Raw genomic sequence first — 19,816 nt, 5'->3', positions numbered from 1 at the left:
GTTCGAAGTACCGATCCGGCCATCAAGCGCGGTCGGCTTGGCCGATCAGGTCGCTGTTCTAGCTAAGATGCTGTTCACAAACAGCTTTCATGCGGCCTGTCGGAAGACGAACAAGTCCAGGAATCAGGTTAGGCGGAGCGGGTTTCCAAAAGATTAATTAACCGTTGCGTAAGACCCCGGGTTTTTGCGCTAATTCGCCGCAATTGTGCGTCGCACAATATTTCTTGACTTTATTGTGCGGTGCACATACAGGGATGACGTCAGGGGGCCGGGACCTCCCGGCAACCGGTTTACACCTGCAGTCTGGGAAAGGACTCCATGATGGTCAAGGTTGAAGACATTCAGAACTACGGCAAAGAGCATCTTGAATCGGTTGCCGCTTCCGCGAGCAATCTGCAGAGCGGCGTTCAGGCGATCGCGACTGCCTATGGCGACTACGCCAAGAAGTCGTTCGAAGACACCAAGTCGTACGTTGAAAAGCTCTCCGGCGTGAAGTCGCTGGACAAGGCGCTCGAAGCGCAGACCGAATTCGCGCGCTCTTCCTACGAGACCTTCGTTGCGGAGTCGCAGAAGATCGCGGGGCTCTATACCGATCTCGCCAAGCAGACCTTCAAGCCCTACGAAGGCCTGGTCGCGAAGTTCACCCCGGCCGCGCACTAGAGCATTATCGGTTCTGATTGCATCAGAACCGAAGCTCTAGATTCTTGAGTTGACGCGTTTTCTTCACGCGAACCGGCATCCACTTCGCTCGAAAACGCTACAATTCGTTCGCGATCTGATACTTCGACAATGAATGAGCCCGGCCGCGACGGCCGGGTTTTTTCGTGCGGCATTGCATCGCGATCCTTGGAAGAGCAGGGCACATGAATCCTCGATCTCGCGGCGCGAAGCGCCCGAGCTGAGGGTGATTTCTTACCCTCTTCATCGTGAGAGGGCGCAGGGAAGACCGGGTGCGCGCTGCACCCGCGGTCTCGTGTGCACAAAATGCACACGGGTGACTGCAAGGTGCGCCGGAACACCCGGCCTTCCCTGCGCAATGGTTTTACGGCTTATAGCGTACTCTCCCCGGAGACGAATTCCTTTTGCCTCCGTCGCTGCCGGATTGACGACCCAACGAACCCGGTTGGATTCGATCAGCCTCCGCCAGCTTGACACCAGCCACGGGTGCCAGAACCACACGCTTTTGCCGTACGCAACAACGCTGCTCGTCCTGCGCGGATCGATCGCTCACAGCCCCAAAACCAAGCTTGAGGCCGCCCTGCAACGCCTCGCGCGCGCAACGCCATCGCGTAGACCCGCCAGGCGGCGTAACCGGTGCAGGCGATGACCATGGCGAGCCAGACCGCATCGATCAGGCGCGACGGCGGGCCGCTTCTTGTCCGCTCGATCAGTCTGCCCGGCACCGGGATACGTAAATTCGAGAAGACCCTGTTGAGTGCCGCGAACGGATACGTCAGTGCGCGCAACGCACGCGTGCGGCGGAACAGGTCCAGCATCCACGATGTCGGCGCCGTCGCCGAGGCGGTCTGCTCGAAGCGGAACTTTGTCGGCCCAGGCCACCACGGGGCGAAACAGCAACTGGTCGTAGACGATGATCACCAGAAGCATCGTCAGGATGGCGTAACCGATGGCGGATAGATTCTGCTCCTTGATCGCCAGCGCCACATAGGAGCCAACGCCGGGCAGGGTGACCGTGGTATCCCCGACCGTGATCGCCTCCGACGCCACCACGAAGAACCAGCCGCCGGACATCGACATCATCGCATTCCAGATCAGGCCCGGCATCGCGAACGGCACGTCGAGCCGCCAGAAGCGTTGCCAGCCGCTGAGGTGAAAGCTCTGGGAGGCCTCGTCCAGATCCTTCGGGACGTTGCGCATCGACTGGTACATGCTGAACGTCATGTTCCAGGCCTGGCTGGTGAAGATCGCGAATACGCAGGCGAGTTCGGCGCCGAAGACGTTGCCCGGAAACAGGTTCAGAAAGAACACGACGGTGAAAGTGAGAAAGCCGAGGATCGGTACCGACTGCAGGATATCGAGCAGTGGGATCAGCACCATTTCAGCGCGCCGGCTCTTGGCGGCCAGCGCGGCATAGATGAAGGTGAAGATGGTCGAGCAGATGATCGCCAGCAGCATCCGCATCGTGGTGCGCAATGCGTAGAGCGGCAGGTTGGCCGGATCGAGAGATACCGGCGTGGCGTCAAGCGTCGACAAGGGAAGGGTGGTCTGCTCGCCGCCATAGACGATCAGCAGCATGGCGCCGGTCACGAGAACCAGCGCCACCACGTCCCAAACGTTGGGCCGCAGTGTCTGCCCCAGTCTCGGCGACAGCATATCCTGAAGGGTCATGACGGCGGGCCTCGTCTAGAACACGCCTTGCAGGCGGCCTGAGAAGATGCGTACCGGGCCGCGATCAGCGTTATAGGCCGGGTTCGTGATCAACTGATAATCGGCGGTGAGGGTGAAACTCTTATCGATCGCGTAGGCGTAGTAGGTCTCGAAAATCCGTTCGTGGCCGTAGTTGAGGCGGCCATCGCCGATCAACAACAGTGGCGCGCCTGTGACTGGCGCTCGCGGGGAGGCGTTGGCAAAGGGTATAATCATCAACGGTCTGCCGATCATGGCAAAGGAGCAGTCCTATTCGCCGTCGACCGACATCGACAACCTTGACCTCTACTACGAAGATTACGTCATCGGAGGCCCGGGGGCCTTCGTGGTGACGATCAAAGATCGCGAAAAATTCAGGGAGGCGATCCGGACCAAGCTTGTTCTCGAAGTCGCCAACCAGACGCCGGAACGGCCGACTGTCCCGGTAGCCGAGAAAGAACCGCGGGTGAACTGCTTGATCGGCGAAAAAATCTGGCAGGACCGCTGGGGGCGGTGAGCGCGAGAGTCCTCCGCCGGTGCATTGAGCGGCACGGGCGCGGTAAGCGATTGCCATCCCCGGGCGATCCCGATCGACTGGTTGATGCCGCCGTTCGGAACAAGCGAGTCAGTGCCTTGGCCTTCAGAGCGCAAAATCGTAAGTGAGGGGGCATCAGACCGGTTCCGCCAAAGACGGGTCAAAGCCGGTGCATCGCCAAGCCGGCCGCCAAAAGCGCCTTCCATCCATCGTCAACGGCGGCTAAACGGGCCGCCGCCGTCCTTTGTCAAATCCGGCAGAAACGGTTAACCTTGGTCCGGATAGCCGAGCCGGGAATCGGGCCGGTCGCGGGTCGCGTCAGGGCAGCATAAATGCGCTTGCGGCGGTCCGGCGGCAGACCCATATTCTAGGTGCCGATCCGGCCAATGGGTCGGACCGGGAGCGGCGATCTGGAAAAAAATGCATTGCTGGGTGCTTTGCGATGGCTCACGCCGGAGCCGATCGCGGGGCAGGCCAGGATGCGCTCTCCGGTCACCTCTTTTTTATTTCGAACGCCTGGGCCATGTTGCAATCAACCTTCAAAGCTTGTCCGTCCGTGCCGGCAAAGTCAGCTGCTTCTGCTCCCCGAATGAGCAATGACGAGAACCGCAATCCCGGAACCAGTGGGCCGTCGACGTCGGTCATCACCAAGGTCAAGCCGAAGACCAAGCGTCCGAACCTGTATCGCGTCCTGATTCTGAACGACGACTACACGCCGATGGAGTTCGTCGTTCATGTGCTGGAGAAATTCTTCCAGAAGGACGCCGAAGCGGCCACCAAGATCATGCTCCATGTGCATCATCACGGGATCGGCGAGTGCGGCGTGTTCACCTACGAGATTGCCGAGACCAAGGTCACGCAGGTGATGGATTTTGCGCGCAAGCACCAGCATCCCCTGCAATGCGTGATGGAAAAGAAATAACCGCGCACGGCTCTCGATCCGGCCGGAGAGAAGGAACGGGTCTTGCATCATCGGCGTTGACGAATGCCGATCGTATTCCCGGTAGATTTCGGGGGAGGGTTGCTCGCCGTGAGGCGTGGTGCCGCGAATTTAGAGGAAAACCACGTTTGCGGAACCGGTCTTTCGCCACGATCGCAGGTAACTATATGACAGGGGAAGACGAAGGTTGTTGTTGCCTGACCGGGTAATGGCGATCATGATGACCTGGGGCCACAGAGGACGAGAATGCCAACTTTTTCCCAAAGCCTTGAACAATCCCTGCATCGTGCGCTGGCGATTGCAAACGAGCGGCATCATCAATACGCGACGCTCGAACACCTTCTGCTGTCGCTGATCGATGACTCGGATGCGGCGGCGGTGATGCGTGCCTGCAGCGTCGATCTCGACAAGCTGCGCACGAGTCTCGTCAATTATCTCGAGACCGAATTCGAAAATCTGGTGACCGACGGCGCCGACGACGCCAAGCCGACCGCGGGCTTCCAGCGCGTGATCCAGCGCGCGGTGATTCACGTCCAGTCCTCAGGGCGCGAAGAGGTGACAGGCGCCAACGTGCTGATCGCGATTTTCGCGGAGCGCGAAAGTCACGCCGCCTATTTCCTGCAGGAGCAGGACATGACGCGGTACGACGCGGTCAACTATATCAGCCACGGCATCGCCAAGCGGCCGGGCGTCTCCGAAGCGCGCCCCGTGCGCGGCGTCGACGAGGAAACCGAGACCAAGGGCACCGAGGACGCCAAGAAGAAGGGCGAGGCGCTCGAGACCTATTGCGTCAACCTCAACAAGAAGGCGCGTGACGGCAAGATCGATCCGGTGATCGGGCGCAATTCCGAGATCAACCGCGCGATCCAGGTGCTGTGCCGCCGGCAGAAGAACAACCCGCTGTTCGTGGGCGAGGCCGGCGTCGGCAAGACCGCGATCGCGGAAGGGCTCGCCAAGCGCATTGTCGATTCCGAAGTGCCGGAAGTGCTGGCGGCCGCCACCGTGTTCTCGCTCGACATGGGCACGCTGCTCGCCGGTACGCGCTACCGCGGCGATTTCGAGGAGCGGCTGAAGCAGGTCTTGAAGGAATTGGAGGCGCATCCGAACGCCATCCTGTTCATCGATGAAATCCACACGGTGATCGGCGCCGGCGCTACCTCCGGCGGCGCGATGGACGCGTCCAACCTGCTCAAGCCGGCGCTCGCCGCGGGCAACATCCGCTGCATGGGCTCGACCACCTACAAGGAATATCGCCAGCATTTCGAGAAGGACCGCGCATTAGTGCGCCGGTTCCAGAAGATCGACATCAATGAGCCGACGGTCGAGGATGCGATCGCGATCTTGAAGGGCCTGAAGCCCTATTTCGAGGATTACCACCGGCTGAGATACACCAACGAGGCGATCGAGGCGGCGGTGCAATTGTCGTCGCGTTACATCCACGACCGCAAGCTTCCGGACAAGGCGATCGACGTGATCGACGAGTCGGGAGCGGCGCAGATGCTGGTCGCCGAGAACCGGCGCAAGAAGACCATCGGCATCAAGGAGATCGAGACCACGATCGCGACCATGGCGCGGATTCCGCCCAAGAGCGTGTCAAAGAACGATGCCGAAGTGCTGAGGCATCTCGAGCAAACGCTGAAGCGCGTGGTGTTCGGCCAGGACAAGGCGATCGAGTCGCTGTCGGCATCGATCAAGCTGGCGCGCGCCGGCCTGCGCGAGCCGGAGAAGCCGATCGGTTCCTACCTGTTCTCGGGTCCGACCGGCGTCGGCAAGACCGAAGTCGCAAAACAGCTTGCGGCCTCGCTCGGCGTCGAGCTGCTTCGCTTCGACATGTCCGAATACATGGAGCGGCACACGGTGTCGCGCCTGATCGGCGCGCCTCCCGGCTACGTCGGCTTCGACCAGGGCGGCCTGCTGACCGACGGCGTGGACCAGCATCCGCACTGTGTGGTGCTGCTCGACGAAATCGAGAAGGCGCATCCGGATCTCTATAACGTGCTGCTGCAGATCATGGATCATGGCCGGCTGACCGACCACAACGGCAAGCAGATCAATTTCCGCAACGTGATCCTGATCATGACCACGAACGCGGGCGCCGCCGACCTCGCGCGCCAGGCCTTCGGCTTCACGCGCAACAGGCGGGAAGGCGATGACCACGAAGCGATCAACCGCCAGTTCGCACCGGAATTCCGCAACCGGCTGGATGCGATCGTCTCGTTCGCCCATCTCAATGCCGATGTCATCGGCATGGTGGTGGAGAAGTTCGTGCTGCAACTCGAGGCGCAGCTTGCCGACCGCGACGTCACCATCGAGCTGTCGGAGACCGCCAAAGCCTGGCTGATCGAGCACGGTTACGACGAGCAGATGGGCGCGCGTCCGATGGCGCGCGTGATCCAGGAGCACATCAAGAAGCCCTTGGCCGACGAGGTGCTGTTCGGTCACCTCAAGGGCGGCGGCCATGTCCGCGTCGTGCTGGTCAAGGATGAGGCGAGCGCGGAAGCCAAGGACAAGATCGGCTTCGAGTTCGTCGAGGGACCGGTCACGCCGAAGCCGGAAAAATTGCCTGGCGCCCGCAGGCGCAAGCCGAAACCGGGCGGCCCCAACGGCGGCGGCGGGTCCAAGGGACCGGCCTCAAAGGGCCCGCTGGTCAAGGTCTGACCGGCGGATAATGCGAGTTCGACTTACAAAGCCGGCGCGTCGCGAGACCGCCGGCTTTTTGCCGGACGGCGGAAGGCGCGCTGCAACGCGGCGGCGCGTTAACGTGCTGTTAGCAACGTGCACAAAAGCGTGGCCGTAGGAGCCCGGTTGGATCATCCCGGTTAAAACAGTTTAGATCACCCGGTTGGATATTTCGGGCGGAATCCAACTGGAATCGTCGCCATGCGCGAACCAAAATCCATGCCCCGCGGCCGCACGTTCCTGGCCGGCAAGATCATCTCGAATTACGGCCAGTCATCGATCGATTGCATCGTCCGTCAGATATCCGATGTCGGCGCCGTCATCGAAGTCGAAAGCGCGCTCGGTATTCCCGAGCATTTCCATTTGCTGATCCCGGGCGAAGGCTCGCCGCAGCCGTGCAAACGGGCCTGGCAATCCGATAAGCAGGTCGGCCTGGTGCTCGAGGCGGCGGAGGCGGCCAGGGAGGAAGCTGCGGGGAACAGCGCCGGGGAGCCGAAGGGCGGCGAACAGATCGTACGGGGTCAGCTGCTGGCGCTGCGCGCGGCACTCGATGTCGTCGATGTCGGCGTGCTGCTACTCGATGCCGACATGAAATCGCAATTCATCAACCGCGCGTTCCGTCGCATGTGGGCCTTGCCGGACGCTGTCGCCGATCGAAACCCGGCCTTCGTCGCGTTGATGTATCATGGCCGTGACACCAACGCCTACGAGATCGAGGCCAAAAGTATCGACGCCTATGTCGCCGAGCGCGTCCGTCTGGTGAGGGCAGGCGACACTAGGCCGTTCGATCTGCGCCGCACCAATGGCGAGGTGATCCGGATGCAGTGCGTGAACCTGCCCAATGGCGGCAGGATGATCAGCTATACCTACGTGACCGACATCGTCCGCCACGCCGATGAACTGGAGGTGCTGCGCAGTGCGCTCGACAACGTCTCCGAGGGCGTCGTCATGCTGGACGGCAATCTCAACGCCCAGTTCCTGAACAGGAAGATGCGAACCCTCTGGGGCGTTACCGAGGAGCAGGCCGCAAGGCGTCCGCCCTATGAGTCGCTGATCAGGAATTCGCCGCATGCAAACGATCGCGGGATGACTCCGGACCAACTGGACGCGTTCTACGCCAGCCGGGTTGCCGCCGTGCGGGACGGCAGCGAGCCGTTGCGGGACCTGCGAACCACCGACGGCCGCAATATCCGGGCGCATTGTGCGCCGCTCAAGAACGGCGGCCGGATGCTGACCTATTGCGACGTCACCGACCTCGTTCGCAATGCGCAGCAGATGGAAGAACTCGCCACCATCGATTCGATGACGGGTCTGTACAACAGGCGGCATTTCTGGACACTGGCCGCGGCGGAATGGAGCCGGTTTCAGCGCTACTACCGGCCGCTATCGGTGCTGATGATCGACGTCGATCATTTCAAGGCGGTCAACGACCGTTACGGACATGCGGTCGGCGACGAAGCGCTGGTCGCCGTTGCCGATGCCTGCCGGGAAGGCAAGCGCAGTTCCGACATCGTCGGCCGGCTCGGGGGCGAGGAATTCGCGATGCTGCTGCCGGAAACCGATCTCGATCAAGCGAAAATCGTGGCGGAGCGAATTCGCCAGAGGGTTGTCGCCGGCGCGTTGCAGGCGCACGGGGGTCACTTCAAGGTAACGGCCAGTGTCGGTTTTGCGGCCGCGGCCGTGAGCATGCCGGGATTTGAAGCCTTGCTGCATGCCGCCGATCAGGCCTTGCATCAGGCCAAGGCCGAAGGCCGTAATCGCACCGTCGCATGGTCGCCGCCACCGGCGGCGAAGCTCGCGGCGGAGTAGGGCGCCGACGAACCTCTAGCGTTGGTCGAGCAGTTCATTGATGCGGCGCTGCAGCTGCAGCTTCTTGATCTCGCTTCTGCGCAGCCGCTCCCCGAGATCGGAGACCGGCTCGGCCGGACTTTCCGCCCTGAAGGCGACGCCGACGAAATTGTCGCGCCACCAGACCACCTTGGCAAGGAAGGAGCGGCCTTTGCGTGCGATGCGCAGCGAGAGCTGCTCTTTCGGCAATTGGAGGTCATTGCTGAATTCGATGGTCGCGCCGTTGTCGGAGATGTTGCGGACGATGCATTCGCGCGTCGCGCCGTGTTCACCGATCTCGGCGACGCCGCCATACATCACTTTGTCGCGCACGCTCTCGCGCCGGTCCCGCATTGAATGTCTCCCAACAAAGAGGGAGACTTTTACCCGGCTTTGTGCCGCGTAAAAGACCGGCTGACGCAAAATGCGGCATTAACGTAAATTAACGGCGGTTCCGATGGCGCCGATTTCGGGACAATTGCAGCGCAAAAAAAGGCCGCGTGCCGCGCTGGAACCGAGGATCCACCTGCCAGCCGTGATCGTTTTGATTAACGTTTTTCACCGCCCTGCGCGCTCTCGGATTGCAACTGCCATGCAAAGAGCTCGATTTCTTCGCGCCCTGTGCTGCACGGTGTCGCTTTTGTCCTCGGTTGCGCCTGCGTGCGCCGAGGACGCGGATGAAGCTAACCAGTTAAGCGTCGAGCCACGCGCGATACCGGCCCCGAAGCCGGCTGACGGAACGCGGGAGAGCGACACGCGCGAGGCGATGTGCCTGATGATCGAGTCGGCCGCGAAAGCCTCGAACCTGCCGCTGGAGTTTTTCGCCCGCGTGATCTGGCAGGAGAGCCGCTTCCGCTCCGACGCGATCGGGCCGGTGACGCGCAGCGGCCAGCGCGCGCAGGGGATTGCGCAGTTCATGCCCGGCACCGCGAACGAACGCGGCCTGCTCGATCCGTTCAATCCCGTGCAGGCGCTGCCGAAATCGGCGGAGTTCCTGGCCGAGCTGCGCGACCAGTTCGGCAATCTCGGATTGGCGGCCGCGGCCTATAACGCCGGCCCGCGCCGGGTTCAGGAATGGCTCGCCGGTACCGGCGGGATGCCGCAGGAGACGCGCAGCTACGTTATCGCCATCACGGGCTCCACCGTCGAGGATTGGGCAAGTGCGCAGAAGGGCGGCAGGACGCCGGAGCGGATACCGACGTCGAGCTGTCGCGACTTGATGGCGCTGTTGAAGCAGGCGCCCAGTCCCTTCATCACCGAACTCGAGAACCGCATCACGCTCGGTGCCGCCAAAGTGTGGGGCGTGCAGCTAGCCGCCGGCTTCAGCCGCGACAAGGCGCTCGCGATGTACGCCCGCGCCATCAAGCGGCTCAGCGCCGTGATCGGCGACCAGGATCCGAGCCTGCTCTCTTCGGTGATGCGCAGCCGCGGCACGCGTGCCTTCTACCAGGTCCGGATCGGCGCCGACACACGCCCGGCCGCGGATGACCTCTGCAACCGCATCCGCAAGGCGGGCGGGGCATGCTTCGTGTTACGCAACAGGGGCGTGCCGGGTTGAGGAGTTATCGTAGCCCGGATGGAGCGCAGCGCAATCCGGGACCGGCTTGTCCACGTGTGAGATTCCCGGATTACGCTGTGCTCCATCCGGGCTACGGGACTACTGCATGGCCGCTCTGAGCGGCCGCTCGCTTGACGCAGGCAGCTTTGGCCAGCCCTATGCCCGCAGCGATTCAAACCCCCACCGGTCTCAATTGGCGCTACCTCCGCTCTCTTCTCCCCAATGGAAAAGCCCCATGCGCGCGTTCGCATGGGGCATCAGTTCGGTCGCGTCCACGGTGCTCACGCTGGTGCTGTTTGCGACCTATCTCGGCATCGGCGCGCTGGCCCATGACAGCCATTTCAGCCTGGGCTGGGTGCTCGGCAGCACGTTGCTGGTCTGGGCGGGCCCGGCGCAGATCATCCTGATTTCGACGCTCGGCTCCGGCGCGACCGCGATGCAGGCGGCGATTGCGGTGACGGTGAGTGCGATCCGGCTGTTTCCGATGGTGGTGTCGGTGTTGCCGCTGATGAAGACGCCGCAGACAAAACGCCGTCATCTGGTGCTGGCGACGCATTTCATCGCCGTCACCCTGTGGGTCGAATGCTACCGGCTGCTGCCAAAAGTGCCGCGCGAGCGGCGGATTGCGTTTACGCATGGGCTTGGCTGCGGTCTCGTCACGGTCTGCATGGTCGCCACCACGCTCGGCTATGGCCTTGCCGCCAACCTGCCGCCGCTGTTTGCAGCCGCGATCCTGTTGCTGACGCCGCTGGCGTTCCTGCTGTCGACCGCGCGCAACTGCAGGCAGATATCGGACATATTGGCGCTGGTGCTCGGGATCGCGCTGTTTCCGCTGGTGTCGATGCTGCATACCGGCGTCGATATCCTGATCAGCGGCGTCACCGCCGGCACCATCGCCTACGGCGTGCACTGGTGGCGGAAGAGGGTGCGCGCATGAGCGAGTTTTTCGGCAGCCCGCAGGCGCTGTTGGTCCTGGTGCTCGCCGGCTTCCTGCCCAACGAGGTCTGGCGCATGGCCGGGCTGTGGTTCGGCGCCGGCGTCGACGAGGGCTCGGAAGTTCTGGTGTGGGTGAGGGCGGTGGCGACCGCGATCCTCGCCGGCGTCATCGCCCAGATCCTGGTGCAGCCGCCGGGCGCGCTGGCCGGCGTGCCGGACTGGCTGCGCTACGGCGCTGTTGCCGCCGGGTTTGCGGTGTTCATGTTGACGCGACGCTCGATCTTTGCCGGCGTGGTCTGCGGCGAGATCGTGCTGCTGGCCGGCAAATGGTGGCTCGGTTGATTGCAGGCGGCAGATAATCCGCTACTGTCCGGCACATAAGAAACGTCGAGGAAACAAAGATGAACTGGCTGAAATTATCGGCGCTGGTGGGCGCTCTCGTCTGGGCGGCGCCGCTGGCTCATGCGGCGGAATATCCGGTACGTCCGATCAAGCTGATCGTACCCTATGCCGCGGGCGGCCCGACCGACGTGCTCGGCCGCATGGTCGGCGAATATCTGAGCCGCGACCTGAAACAGGCTGTGGTGGTCGAGAACAAGGCCGGTGCGCAGGGCGCGATCGGCGCCGAAGCCGCGGCGCGTTCCGAGCCTGACGGCTACACGCTGTTCTTCACGGCGGCGTCGATCTTCGTGCTCAACCCGCTGCTCTACAAGAAGCTGCCCTACGATCCCACGCGGGATTTTCGCCTGCTGGCGCTGGTCACCGATCTGCCTGTGGTGATGGAGATTCATCCGTCCGTGCCGGCCAAGACGGTCGCGGAGTTCGTGGCCTATGCCAGGCAGAACCCGGGAAAACTCAATTTCGGATCGGCCGGCACCGGCGGCACCATTCATCTCGCCGGCGAGATGTTCAAGCAGATGGCCGGCGTCGACATGGTCCACGTCGCCTACAAGGGCGCGGGACCTGCGCTGACCGATCTGATATCGGGCAATATCCAGTTGATGTTCGATACGCTCGGCACCGCGCTGCCGCCGGTGAAGGGCGGATTGCTGCGGCCGCTGGCGGTCAGCTCAGTGAAACGCATCCCCGATCTGCCTGATGTGCCGACCATGGCCGAGAGCGGCTATCCAGACTACGGCGTCAGCGTCTGGTATGGCGTCTCCGCGCCGGCCAAACTGCCTGACGATATCGCGCAGAAACTTACCGCCAGTCTGAACAAGGCGTTGAGTGATGACACGTTCCGCGCTTCGCTCGACAAGGTCGGCTTCCCGCCGCTGCGGCCGCAGAGCCAGGTCGAGATCGACAAATTCGTCGCGGCCGATCGCGCACGGTGGGCGGGCGTGATAAAGGCTCTCAACATCTCACTGGATTAGAACATCTGGATTAGGAAATGGTTCGAGAAAGCGAAATCCGCGAGGGTGAACTCACTGTCGACATGCCGCCGGCCCGCGACGCCGGGCTGGTGTTCATCGGGCGCATCCGCACGCCCTGGAAATCGCGGCTGGATACGCCGCGGCAGGGCCGACATGACGGCCCGGTCTGCCGTCTCGAAATTTTCGAGCCATGGGTGCCCGCGATCAAGGGCGTCGACTTCTATGAAAATCTCGAAGTGATCTACTGGCTGCACCAGTCGCGCCGCGACCTGGTGCTGCAGAGCCCGAAGAATAACCAGAAAACCCGCGGCACCTTCTCGCTGCGCTCGCCGGTGCGGCCCAATCCGATCGGCACCTCGATCGTGAAGTTCGTCAAGATCGAGGGCAACGTCATTTTGGTACGTGGCCTCGACTGCCTCGATGAAACACCGCTGCTCGACGTCAAGCCCGACCGCTGCGAGTTCACGCCACTGGCGCCGCCACAGCCCGGGGATTTCGAGACGGAGTGATGTCCAGTTTCCGCATCATGTCGACAATGGCTACGGTGATCGCCATCGCGTTTGCCTGTGGAACGTCGGTGTTCAGCTATTTGGCGTGGACCAGCGCAACCCTTCCGGCGTGCGCAGAGCTGAATCCCATCGGGGGTTATCGGAGCGCGGCTTCCGATTTTTGGGCGTTGCCTCTGTTCAGTGCATTGGTGGCTATCGTCGTGGAGAAGTCACGGAAAGACCGAAGAACTTTCCAACAGGTCAAAGACCTTGATGTGACCATCTTCGAGCTTTCAGGCTTTCGTGTCACATTCGGAATGTTTCTCGTTTACTCGGTACTCTTCGGCACAATTGCAATCAGCGCAATCATGACGTCGTATTCTGCAATGCGATATGCCGCGATTTCCACTCAATGCGGCTGAGGCATTGAGCAATCCGACCGCCTAACCTCCCTGCAGCGCAGCCATCAGCTTCGTCGCATTGTCCTCCAGCACTTTCACATCTTCCTTGCGGCTCGCGGGCGGCAATAGCGCTACGCCGTCGTGGCGTGGCATGACGTGCATGTGCAGGTGAAACACGACCTGGCCGCCGGCGGGCTCGTTGAATTGCTGCACGGTGATGCCGTCGGCCTTGAAGGCCTTCATGGCGGCGGCGGCGATCTTGTGGACGGCGCGCGCGACATGAGCGTAATCGTCGGGGTTGATATCGAGGATGTTGCGGGCAGGGGCTTTTGGAATCACCAGCGTATGGCCCGGCGAACGCGGCATGATGTCGAGGAACGCCAGCACGTGGTCGTCCTCATAGACCTTGTGGCAGGGAAACTCGCCGCGCAGGATTTTTGCGAAGGGGTTGTTGGCGTCATAGGCGGGCATGGCTTCTTCCCTCAGGTTTGGTTCAATTTCGTGTCGGTCGCCGAACAGGTCAAGCCTCGTCGGCCGCCTTGCGGAACGGACCGGCCTCGGTCAGTTCGCGTCCGGCCGCCGCCACGTAGGCGCGCTCGCGCTTCAGATAGTCGGCAATCGCCCGGCGCAAATCGGGGTCGGCGATGAAGTGCGCGGAGTAGGTGGTTTGCGGCAGGTAGCCGCGCGCCAGCTTGTGCTCGCCCTGCGCGCCGGCCTCCACGATCCTGAGGCCGCGCTGGATCGCAAAATCGATCGCCTGATAGTAGCAGACCTCGAAATGCAGGAACGGGTGATGCTCGACGGCGCCCCAGTTGCGGCCGAACAGCGTGTCGGAGCCGATGAAGTTGATCGCGCCGGCGATCCAGCGGCCGTTGCGTTTGGCCATCACCAGCAGCACGTCGCGGCTCATGCTCTCGCCGATCAGCGAGAAGAATTTGCGGGTCAGATACGGCCGGCCCCATTTGCGTGAGCCGGTCTCCATGTAGAACGCGAAGAACGCGTCCCAGGCGTCCTCGGTGATGTCGCTGCCGGTCAGATGGTGGATCGTGATCCCGGCGGCGGTGGCCTCGCGCCGTTCGCGCTTGATCGCCTTGCGGTGACGCGAGTTCAGCGAGGTCAGGAAATCTTCGAAAGTCCCGTAGCCCTCATTGTGCCAGTGAAACTGCTGGTCGTTGCGCAGCAGGAAGCCGTGTGTCCCCAAAAACTTTGCTTCCGTCTCCGGGGCGAAGGTTACATGCACGGAGGAAGCGTTGGTCGCGTTGCACAGCGCCATCAGCCCGCTCGCCAGCGCGGTTCCGATCCGCTCGCGATCGACGCCGTCGCGGATCAGCAGCCGCGGGCCGGTCGCGGGGGTAAAGGGCACCGAGGCCTGCAGCTTTGGATAATAGCGTCCGCCGGCACGCTCATAGGCATCCGCCCAGCCGCGATCGAAGACGTATTCGCCTTGCGAATGCGATTTCAGATAGCAGGGCACGATGCCGGCGATTTCGCCGTCGAGCCGTGCCAGAAGATGCCGCGGACCCCAGCCGGTGCGGGCGCAGGCCGAGCCGGAGGCTTCGACGGCTGCAAAAAATGCGTGCGAAACGAAGGGGTTATAGGCGCCCTTGCACAAATCACTTTGAGACCCGCTTGCAGCCAGCGTGTCGAGGTTTTCGAGACTGTCCGGACCCGGCATCGGATTGGCGCATGCGTCCCAATCCGCAGCCTTGATGTCGCTGACGGAGGGAACGGCTTCGAGGGTGATTTCGGATGACGCCATCTAGAAATTCGGACCGGTCCCATCGTGCGATCAGCCATCGCGCATGGTGGCCAACGATGCAAAGATCGTGCATCGGGCGGACGAGTTCAAGGTGGGACGGCGCGCATCAGGTTCCCGGCAGGAACCCCTCGAAGATCATCTGGTCGGCGTTGCGCGCGGCGCGAGCGCGTTGCTCGGGCGTGCGCACGGTCCAGGCAAGCAGCGGCAGCGCAAAAATGTTGCGGGCGATCCAGGGGCCGGCTGCCGGCAGTTCATCCACCCAATAGGCGACGAAATGCGGCCGGCTCCGGAAGGCGTGGCGCAGATGCGTCATGCCGTGGCGCTGTTCGGCTGACGCTTCCGGCCACTCGTCGGCGGTATATTCGCGCTCGGCCACGATGCCGCGCGCGCGGCCGGGGATCAGTTCGCGCAGCGCCACCACCTGGTCCGGATCGAAGGACATGCCGACGGCAGGGCCGTCATACGAGGCGAGCACCTCCGCCATCCGTTTCACCAGCCGGCGGTCGCCATCGAAATGGCTCTTGACCTCGATCACCAGCGGCACGCGGCCGGCGACGAGCGCGCAGAGATCGCCGAGCGTCATCATCCGCTCCGGGGTATTCTTGAACGCAACCGCCTTCAGTTCGGCCGCGGTCTTGCCGAGCAGCGCGCCGGAACCCTCGGTGAGGCGGCCGAGCACGTTGTCATGATGCACCATCGCCTCGCCATCCGACGAAAGCTGGATGTCGCATTCGATGGCGAAGTTGCCATCGACGGCGGCCTGCGCCGCCGCCGGCATGTTCTCGACGATGCCGCGCGCAATATCATGCAGGCCGCGATGGGCGACCGGCCGTGCCGTCAGCCAGTCCGGGGCACGCACGGGCGTTACTCGGCTCAGGAAACCTCGAAGATGGCGTCGACCTCGACGGCGGCATCCGAGGGCAGCGAGGCGACGCCGACGGTGGTGCGGGCATGCCGGCCCTTGTCGCCGAACGCCGTGACCATCAGGTCGGAGGTGCCGTTGAGCACCTTGGGTCCGTCGAGGAAATCAGGCGCGGAATTGATGAAACCGCCGAGCCTGACCACGCGGACCACCTTGTCGAGATCGCCCAGCGCTGCCTTGACCTGGGCCAGCAGGTTGACGCCGCAGCCCTGTGCCGCGGCGTAGCCCTGTTCGATGGTGACGCCGGCGCCCAATTTGCCCTTGGCGATCAGCGTGCCTTCCGCATTGGCGCAGACCTGACCGGAAACGAACAGCAAATTGCCGGTACGCACGAAGCCGACATAGTTCGCCATCGGCGTGCGCGGCTCGTTCAGCACGATGCCTTGCGCCGCCAGCTTCTGTTCGACCGTACCCGCCATGTCTTTTGTCCCCGATTGATGTGACTTTCCTGATCCGGGATCAGGCCGCACTGTTTCGCGCATCGCGCCGCCGGTTGCAAGCGAGGGGCGATTGGTGGCGCATGGCCACGGCTGGCGTAAATCGTCCCGTAAAATGCCGAAAAGCAAGGCTCCCCGGCGTCAAATTCCTGCGTTCAGGGGCACCGCCCTAGTTGCGACGCAATAGGGCCATCACTAATGTAGCGAATCTTCATCGAGGAAAAGGCAAGACATGGCTCGCTCGTTTCCGGTTCCGGTTCGTGCTTTGGCGTTCTCGGCTGTGGCCGCTTTGCTCTTAAGCTTCGCAAACGGACCGGCGCCTGCAGGCGCCGGCGGGCCGTTTCTCGCCCATCAGGCGCTGTATGAATTGAAGCTGGTAAAGTCGCGCGGAACCAATGCGATATCAGGGGCGCGCGGGCGCATCCTCTACAATTTCTCGGGTAGCGCCTGCGAGGGCTACACGTCCGAATTTCGCCAGGTGTCCGAACTCGACAGTGGCGAGGGCAAGCTGACGCTGAGCGATCTGCGCTCGCATTCCTGGGAAGACGCCGCTGGCAAGAGCTACCGTTTCAAGATCGACACGCGGATGAACGATGCCGATTCCGCTCCGATCGACGGCGTGGCGGAGCGGGTCGGTGACCGCATCACGGTGAAGCTGAAGCAGCCGGTTGCGAAGACGTTCGAACTCGACGGCAAGGTCGTGTTCCCGACCGAGCAGATCCAGCACATCATCGCCGCCGCGCGCGAGGGCAAATCGGTGCTGGAACTGATGGTCTATGATGGCTCCGACAATGGCGAGAAGGTCTACAACACGCTGTCGGTGATCGGGCAGCCGATTCCGGGCACCCGCAGCATCGCTTCACCCGATCCCTCGACCGCCAACGACCAGATGAAGACGCTGACCCGTTGGCCCGTCACCGTGAGCTATTACGACCGCGACGCCAAGACCAAGGAAGGCGAGCAGACGCCGGTTTACGCGATGTCGTTCGAACTGTTCGAGAACGGCGTCTCCCGTGCGCTGGTGCTCGATTACAACGACTTCGTGATCGCGGGCGCGATGGGCCGGTTCGACGTCAGGGATTCCAAGCCGTGCAAGTGAAGGTGCAGTCGAGCTGGAGCTTCTCAAACGTCATCCGCGCGTGAAGTCACCGGGCTTCAATCCGAGCGCTTTGACGGCTGGCTCCGGAAGCACCCCAAAGGCCTCGACCCTTTCGTTCGGGGCCATCATTGCGGCGATAATTGCCTCGGCTTTTGCCGGATCCTGTTCAGCCACATAGTAGACCGAGCGAACAGGCAAACCGCCTCCCAACGGTTCAGTTGTGATGAGGACAACCTGACCATTTGCCATGGCTTGATATACCACTGACGCGGCGCCGTTTCCACGATGGCGAAGGCTGATCCCCGCGAGCCCGCGGTGCAGCAAATGGCGATGCGATTGGACGCGCCCATCTTGCATTGTTCCGGCCCAACACCAATTACAAGCTGTGGGACGCACGATCGCTCAGGGAGCGATGACGTGGCCAGTAAGAAAATGGCAGACGGTGGGCTCCCGGTGATCGCGCGCTTTGAGGTGCGCCACCGCAATTACCTCGCGCCAGACGGCTCGATAAACAGGCCGCTCCCCGCGTTTGCCTCCGATGCAAGCCTGCTCGCCTCGCTCTATCGGGCGATGGTGCTGCTGCGCAACTTTGACCGAAAGGCTGTTGCATTGCAGCGCACCGGCCGGCTGGGGACCTATGCCGTTTCGCTCGGCCAGGAAGCGGTGTCCGTCGGCATAGCCAGTGCGATGCGGGAGGAAGACGTCCTGTTGCCCTCCTATCGGGATAATGGCGCGCTGATCTGGCGTGGCGTCAAGCTGGAGGAAATTCTGCTGTTCTGGGGAGGGGACGAGCGGGGCAATCACTTCTCCGGGCCGGTCCAGGATTTCCCGTTCTGCGTACCCGTGGGATCGCAGGCGCCGCATGCCGCCGGCGTTGCCTATGCCTTCAAGCTGCGCAAGCAGCCGCGTGTCGCCGTATGCATGTTCGGCGACGGCGCCACGTCGAAGGGTGACGTCTACGAAGCGATGAATTTCGCCGGTGTACACAAATTGCCGGTCGTGTTCGTCGCCACCAACAATCAATGGGCCATATCCGTACCGTTACGGCTGCAGACCGCCTCCGAAACCCTGGCGCAGAAGGCCATCGCCGCCGGGTTCATCGGCGAGCAGGTGGACGGCAGCGACGTCGTGGCGGTGCGTGCCGCGGCCGAAGACGCCATTGCCGCAGCCCGCGACGGCCAGGGGCCGCGCTTCATCGAGGCGCTCACCTACCGGCTCGGCGATCACACCACCTCTGACGACGCATCACGCTATCGTCCGGAAGAAGAAGTCCAGGCTCGCTGGAAGGAAGAGCCGATCGCGCGTTTGAGAGCCTTTCTTGCCAGCCAGAAGATCTGGAGCAAAGCAGACGAGGAACAGCTCGCTGCGGAGTGCCATGAGCGCGTCGAGGCGGCGGTCGAGCGCTATTTGGCAGCCGAGCCGCGCGAGGCCGAAACCATGTTCGATCATCTCTATGCCGATCTGCCCGACGTTTATGTCGCGCAGCGCCGCCAACTCGCGGGAGAGGGCGATGGCTGAGGTAACGTTGGTCGAAGCCGTCAATCTGGCGCTCGCCCGCGCGATGGTGGATGATCCCGATGTCGTCGTGCTTGGCGAAGATGTCGGCATCAATGGCGGCGTTTTCCGCGCGACCGTCGGGCTGCAAACACGTTTCGGTCCGGAGCGCGTCCTTGATACGCCGCTTGCCGAACTCCTGATCAGCGGGCTCTGCGTCGGGATGGCGGCGCAGGGGCTGAAGCCCGTCGGCGAGATCCAGTTCATGGGATTTCTGTATCCCTGCATCGATCAACTGGTGAACCACGCCTCCCGAATCCGCAACCGCACCCAGGGACGGCTCACCTGTCCAATGGTTCTGCGCACGCCGCATGGCGCCGGCATTCGCGCGCCCGAGCACCATTCCGAAAGCACCGAGGCGATGCTCGCCCACATCCCCGGCTTGCGCGTTGTCATCCCGTCGTCGCCGGAACGCGCCTACGGACTGCTTCTCGCCGCGATCCGCGATCCTGATCCGGTGGTGTTTCTGGAGCCGACACGCATCTACCGCGCGGCGAAAGGCGAGGTGGAAGACAACGGTGAGGCTTTGCCGCTGGATGTCGCGTTTATCCTGCGGGAAGGCCGCGACGTCACCCTGATCAGCTGGGGCGCGATGCTGAAGGAAACCATGGCGGCCGCCGAGGCGCTGGCTGCCGAGGGCATCGCCGCCGAGGTCATCGATCTCGCCACGCTCAAACCCTACGATGAAGTCACGGTGCTCGGTTCGATCGCAAAAACCGGACGTTGCGTTATCGTGCACGAGGCGACACGGACCGGCGGATTCGGAGCCGAGATCGCCGCGCTGATCGCCGAGCGCGGCCTGACCTCTCTGCTTGCACCCGTGGCCCGCGTCACCGGCTACGATACGGTCATTCCGATGGCGCGTCTTGAGCAGAAGTTCATGCCGTCGGTTGACCGCATCGTGGCGGCCGCGCGCAAAGCGTGCCAGTTCAGTTGACTTC

General features: G+C 62.8%; 19 protein-coding genes and 3 pseudogenes. 14 read left to right on the top strand and 8 right to left on the bottom strand.

Going from position 1 to position 19,816, the window contains the following annotated elements:
- The first annotated feature begins 321 nt into the window (after nt 1–321).
- Entirely contained in the window at nt 322–660 is a 339-nt protein-coding gene (locus tag C7G61_RS21050) for a phasin family protein (protein WP_108517955.1), read from the top strand.
- A gap of 629 nt (nt 661–1,289) precedes the next feature.
- Here the strand turns inward: C7G61_RS21050 and C7G61_RS21045 are convergent.
- Nucleotides 1,290–2,349, bottom strand: a pseudogene (locus C7G61_RS21045) (ABC transporter permease subunit); the annotation flags it as partial.
- 15 nt (nt 2,350–2,364) lie between these two features.
- Nucleotides 2,365–2,547: pseudogene (locus tag C7G61_RS21040) on the bottom strand (carbohydrate porin); the annotation flags it as partial.
- Between C7G61_RS21040 and C7G61_RS21035 the strand changes: the two are divergent.
- The 4 genes and pseudogenes from C7G61_RS21035 to C7G61_RS21020 all read left to right on the top strand — a co-directional run.
- A pseudogene (locus C7G61_RS21035) lies at nt 2,543–2,884 on the top strand (DUF1194 domain-containing protein); the annotation flags it as partial. The pseudogenes C7G61_RS21040 and C7G61_RS21035 overlap by 5 nt on opposite strands.
- Before the next feature lie 607 nt (nt 2,885–3,491).
- Entirely contained in the window at nt 3,492–3,824 is a 333-nt protein-coding gene (gene clpS, locus C7G61_RS21030; protein ID WP_108517882.1) for an ATP-dependent Clp protease adapter ClpS, read from the top strand.
- A gap of 264 nt (nt 3,825–4,088) precedes the next feature.
- Nucleotides 4,089–6,500, top strand: coding sequence for an ATP-dependent Clp protease ATP-binding subunit ClpA (gene clpA / locus C7G61_RS21025; RefSeq protein ID WP_108517880.1), 2,412 nt, complete (start codon nt 4,089–4,091; stop codon nt 6,498–6,500).
- 222 nt (nt 6,501–6,722) lie between these two features.
- A complete protein-coding gene (locus C7G61_RS21020) occupies nt 6,723–8,330 on the top strand; it encodes a sensor domain-containing diguanylate cyclase (RefSeq protein ID WP_244608391.1) in 1,608 nt (535 codons plus the stop codon).
- 15 nt (nt 8,331–8,345) lie between these two features.
- On the opposite strand, the gene C7G61_RS21015 is transcribed toward C7G61_RS21020, so the two are convergent.
- Complete coding sequence (locus C7G61_RS21015) at nt 8,346–8,702, bottom strand: PilZ domain-containing protein (protein ID WP_108517878.1); 357 nt, start codon at nt 8,700–8,702, stop codon at nt 8,346–8,348.
- Between the two features lie 238 nt (nt 8,703–8,940).
- On the opposite strand from C7G61_RS21015, the gene C7G61_RS21010 reads away from it, so the two are divergent.
- From C7G61_RS21010 to C7G61_RS20985, 6 genes are all read left to right on the top strand, one after another.
- On the top strand, nt 8,941–9,906 hold the full coding sequence (locus tag C7G61_RS21010) for a lytic transglycosylase domain-containing protein (protein ID WP_108517951.1): 966 nt from the start codon (nt 8,941–8,943) through the stop codon (nt 9,904–9,906).
- 193 nt (nt 9,907–10,099) lie between these two features.
- Nucleotides 10,100–10,843, top strand: coding sequence for an AzlC family ABC transporter permease (locus C7G61_RS21005; protein WP_190241908.1), 744 nt, complete (start codon nt 10,100–10,102; stop codon nt 10,841–10,843).
- The gene (locus C7G61_RS21000; RefSeq protein WP_108517874.1) at nt 10,840–11,184 is read left to right on the top strand and encodes an AzlD domain-containing protein; all 345 of its coding nucleotides are present in this window, start codon (nt 10,840–10,842) and stop codon (nt 11,182–11,184) included. Before C7G61_RS21005 ends, C7G61_RS21000 begins: the two co-directional genes overlap by 4 nt.
- A 59-nt stretch (nt 11,185–11,243) precedes the next feature.
- Complete coding sequence (locus tag C7G61_RS20995) at nt 11,244–12,215, top strand: Bug family tripartite tricarboxylate transporter substrate binding protein (RefSeq protein ID WP_108517872.1); 972 nt, start codon at nt 11,244–11,246, stop codon at nt 12,213–12,215.
- A 17-nt stretch (nt 12,216–12,232) separates the two neighbouring features.
- The gene (gene tsaA, locus C7G61_RS20990; protein WP_108517870.1) at nt 12,233–12,724 is read left to right on the top strand and encodes a tRNA (N6-threonylcarbamoyladenosine(37)-N6)-methyltransferase TrmO; all 492 of its coding nucleotides are present in this window, start codon (nt 12,233–12,235) and stop codon (nt 12,722–12,724) included.
- Nucleotides 12,724–13,125, top strand: coding sequence for a hypothetical protein (locus tag C7G61_RS20985; protein ID WP_108517868.1), 402 nt, complete (start codon nt 12,724–12,726; stop codon nt 13,123–13,125). Before tsaA ends, C7G61_RS20985 begins: the two co-directional genes overlap by 1 nt.
- Nucleotides 13,126–13,146: 21 nt before the next feature.
- Here the strand turns inward: C7G61_RS20985 and C7G61_RS20980 are convergent, their stop codons facing one another.
- The 4 genes from C7G61_RS20980 to C7G61_RS20965 all read right to left on the bottom strand — a co-directional run bounded on the left by C7G61_RS20980 (nt 13,147) and on the right by C7G61_RS20965 (nt 16,204).
- Nucleotides 13,147–13,575, bottom strand: a complete 429-nt coding sequence (locus C7G61_RS20980; RefSeq protein WP_108517866.1) for an HIT family protein — start codon at nt 13,573–13,575, stop codon at nt 13,147–13,149.
- Between the two features lie 49 nt (nt 13,576–13,624).
- A complete protein-coding gene (locus C7G61_RS20975; protein ID WP_108517864.1) occupies nt 13,625–14,863 on the bottom strand; it encodes a GNAT family N-acetyltransferase in 1,239 nt (412 codons plus the stop codon).
- A gap of 106 nt (nt 14,864–14,969) precedes the next feature.
- Nucleotides 14,970–15,722, bottom strand: coding sequence for a glycerophosphodiester phosphodiesterase family protein (locus C7G61_RS20970; RefSeq protein WP_108517862.1), 753 nt, complete (start codon nt 15,720–15,722; stop codon nt 14,970–14,972).
- 14 nt (nt 15,723–15,736) lie between these two features.
- Nucleotides 15,737–16,204 carry a RidA family protein gene (locus C7G61_RS20965; RefSeq protein ID WP_108517860.1) on the bottom strand — a complete coding sequence of 156 codons (468 nt, stop codon included), beginning with the start codon at nt 16,202–16,204 and terminating at the stop codon, nt 15,737–15,739.
- A gap of 250 nt (nt 16,205–16,454) precedes the next feature.
- Here C7G61_RS20965 and C7G61_RS20960 point away from each other — a divergent pair, with 250 nt between their 5' ends.
- The gene (locus tag C7G61_RS20960) at nt 16,455–17,321 is read left to right on the top strand and encodes a cell envelope integrity EipB family protein (protein WP_108517857.1); all 867 of its coding nucleotides are present in this window, start codon (nt 16,455–16,457) and stop codon (nt 17,319–17,321) included.
- Between the two features lie 30 nt (nt 17,322–17,351).
- On the opposite strand, the gene C7G61_RS20955 is transcribed toward C7G61_RS20960, so the two are convergent.
- On the bottom strand, nt 17,352–17,570 hold the full coding sequence (locus C7G61_RS20955; protein WP_108517855.1) for a hypothetical protein: 219 nt from the start codon (nt 17,568–17,570) through the stop codon (nt 17,352–17,354).
- Between the two features lie 183 nt (nt 17,571–17,753).
- Here C7G61_RS20955 and pdhA point away from each other — a divergent pair, with 183 nt between their 5' ends.
- Together pdhA and C7G61_RS20945 are read left to right on the top strand one after the other, a co-directional pair.
- Nucleotides 17,754–18,839: a pyruvate dehydrogenase (acetyl-transferring) E1 component subunit alpha gene (pdhA, locus tag C7G61_RS20950; protein ID WP_108517853.1), complete on the top strand. Its 1,086-nt coding sequence runs from the start codon at nt 17,754–17,756 to the stop codon at nt 18,837–18,839.
- On the top strand, nt 18,832–19,812 hold the full coding sequence (locus C7G61_RS20945; protein WP_108517851.1) for an alpha-ketoacid dehydrogenase subunit beta: 981 nt from the start codon (nt 18,832–18,834) through the stop codon (nt 19,810–19,812). Before pdhA ends, C7G61_RS20945 begins: the two co-directional genes overlap by 8 nt.
- The last annotated feature ends 4 nt before the right edge of the window (nt 19,813–19,816 follow it).

The sequence above is a fragment of the Bradyrhizobium algeriense genome (assembly GCF_003062295.1).
Lineage (GTDB): Bacteria > Pseudomonadota > Alphaproteobacteria > Rhizobiales > Xanthobacteraceae > Bradyrhizobium > Bradyrhizobium algeriense.
The sequence above is the reverse complement of the archived record's forward strand: the minus strand, read 5'-3'. Positions and strand labels throughout refer to the sequence as shown.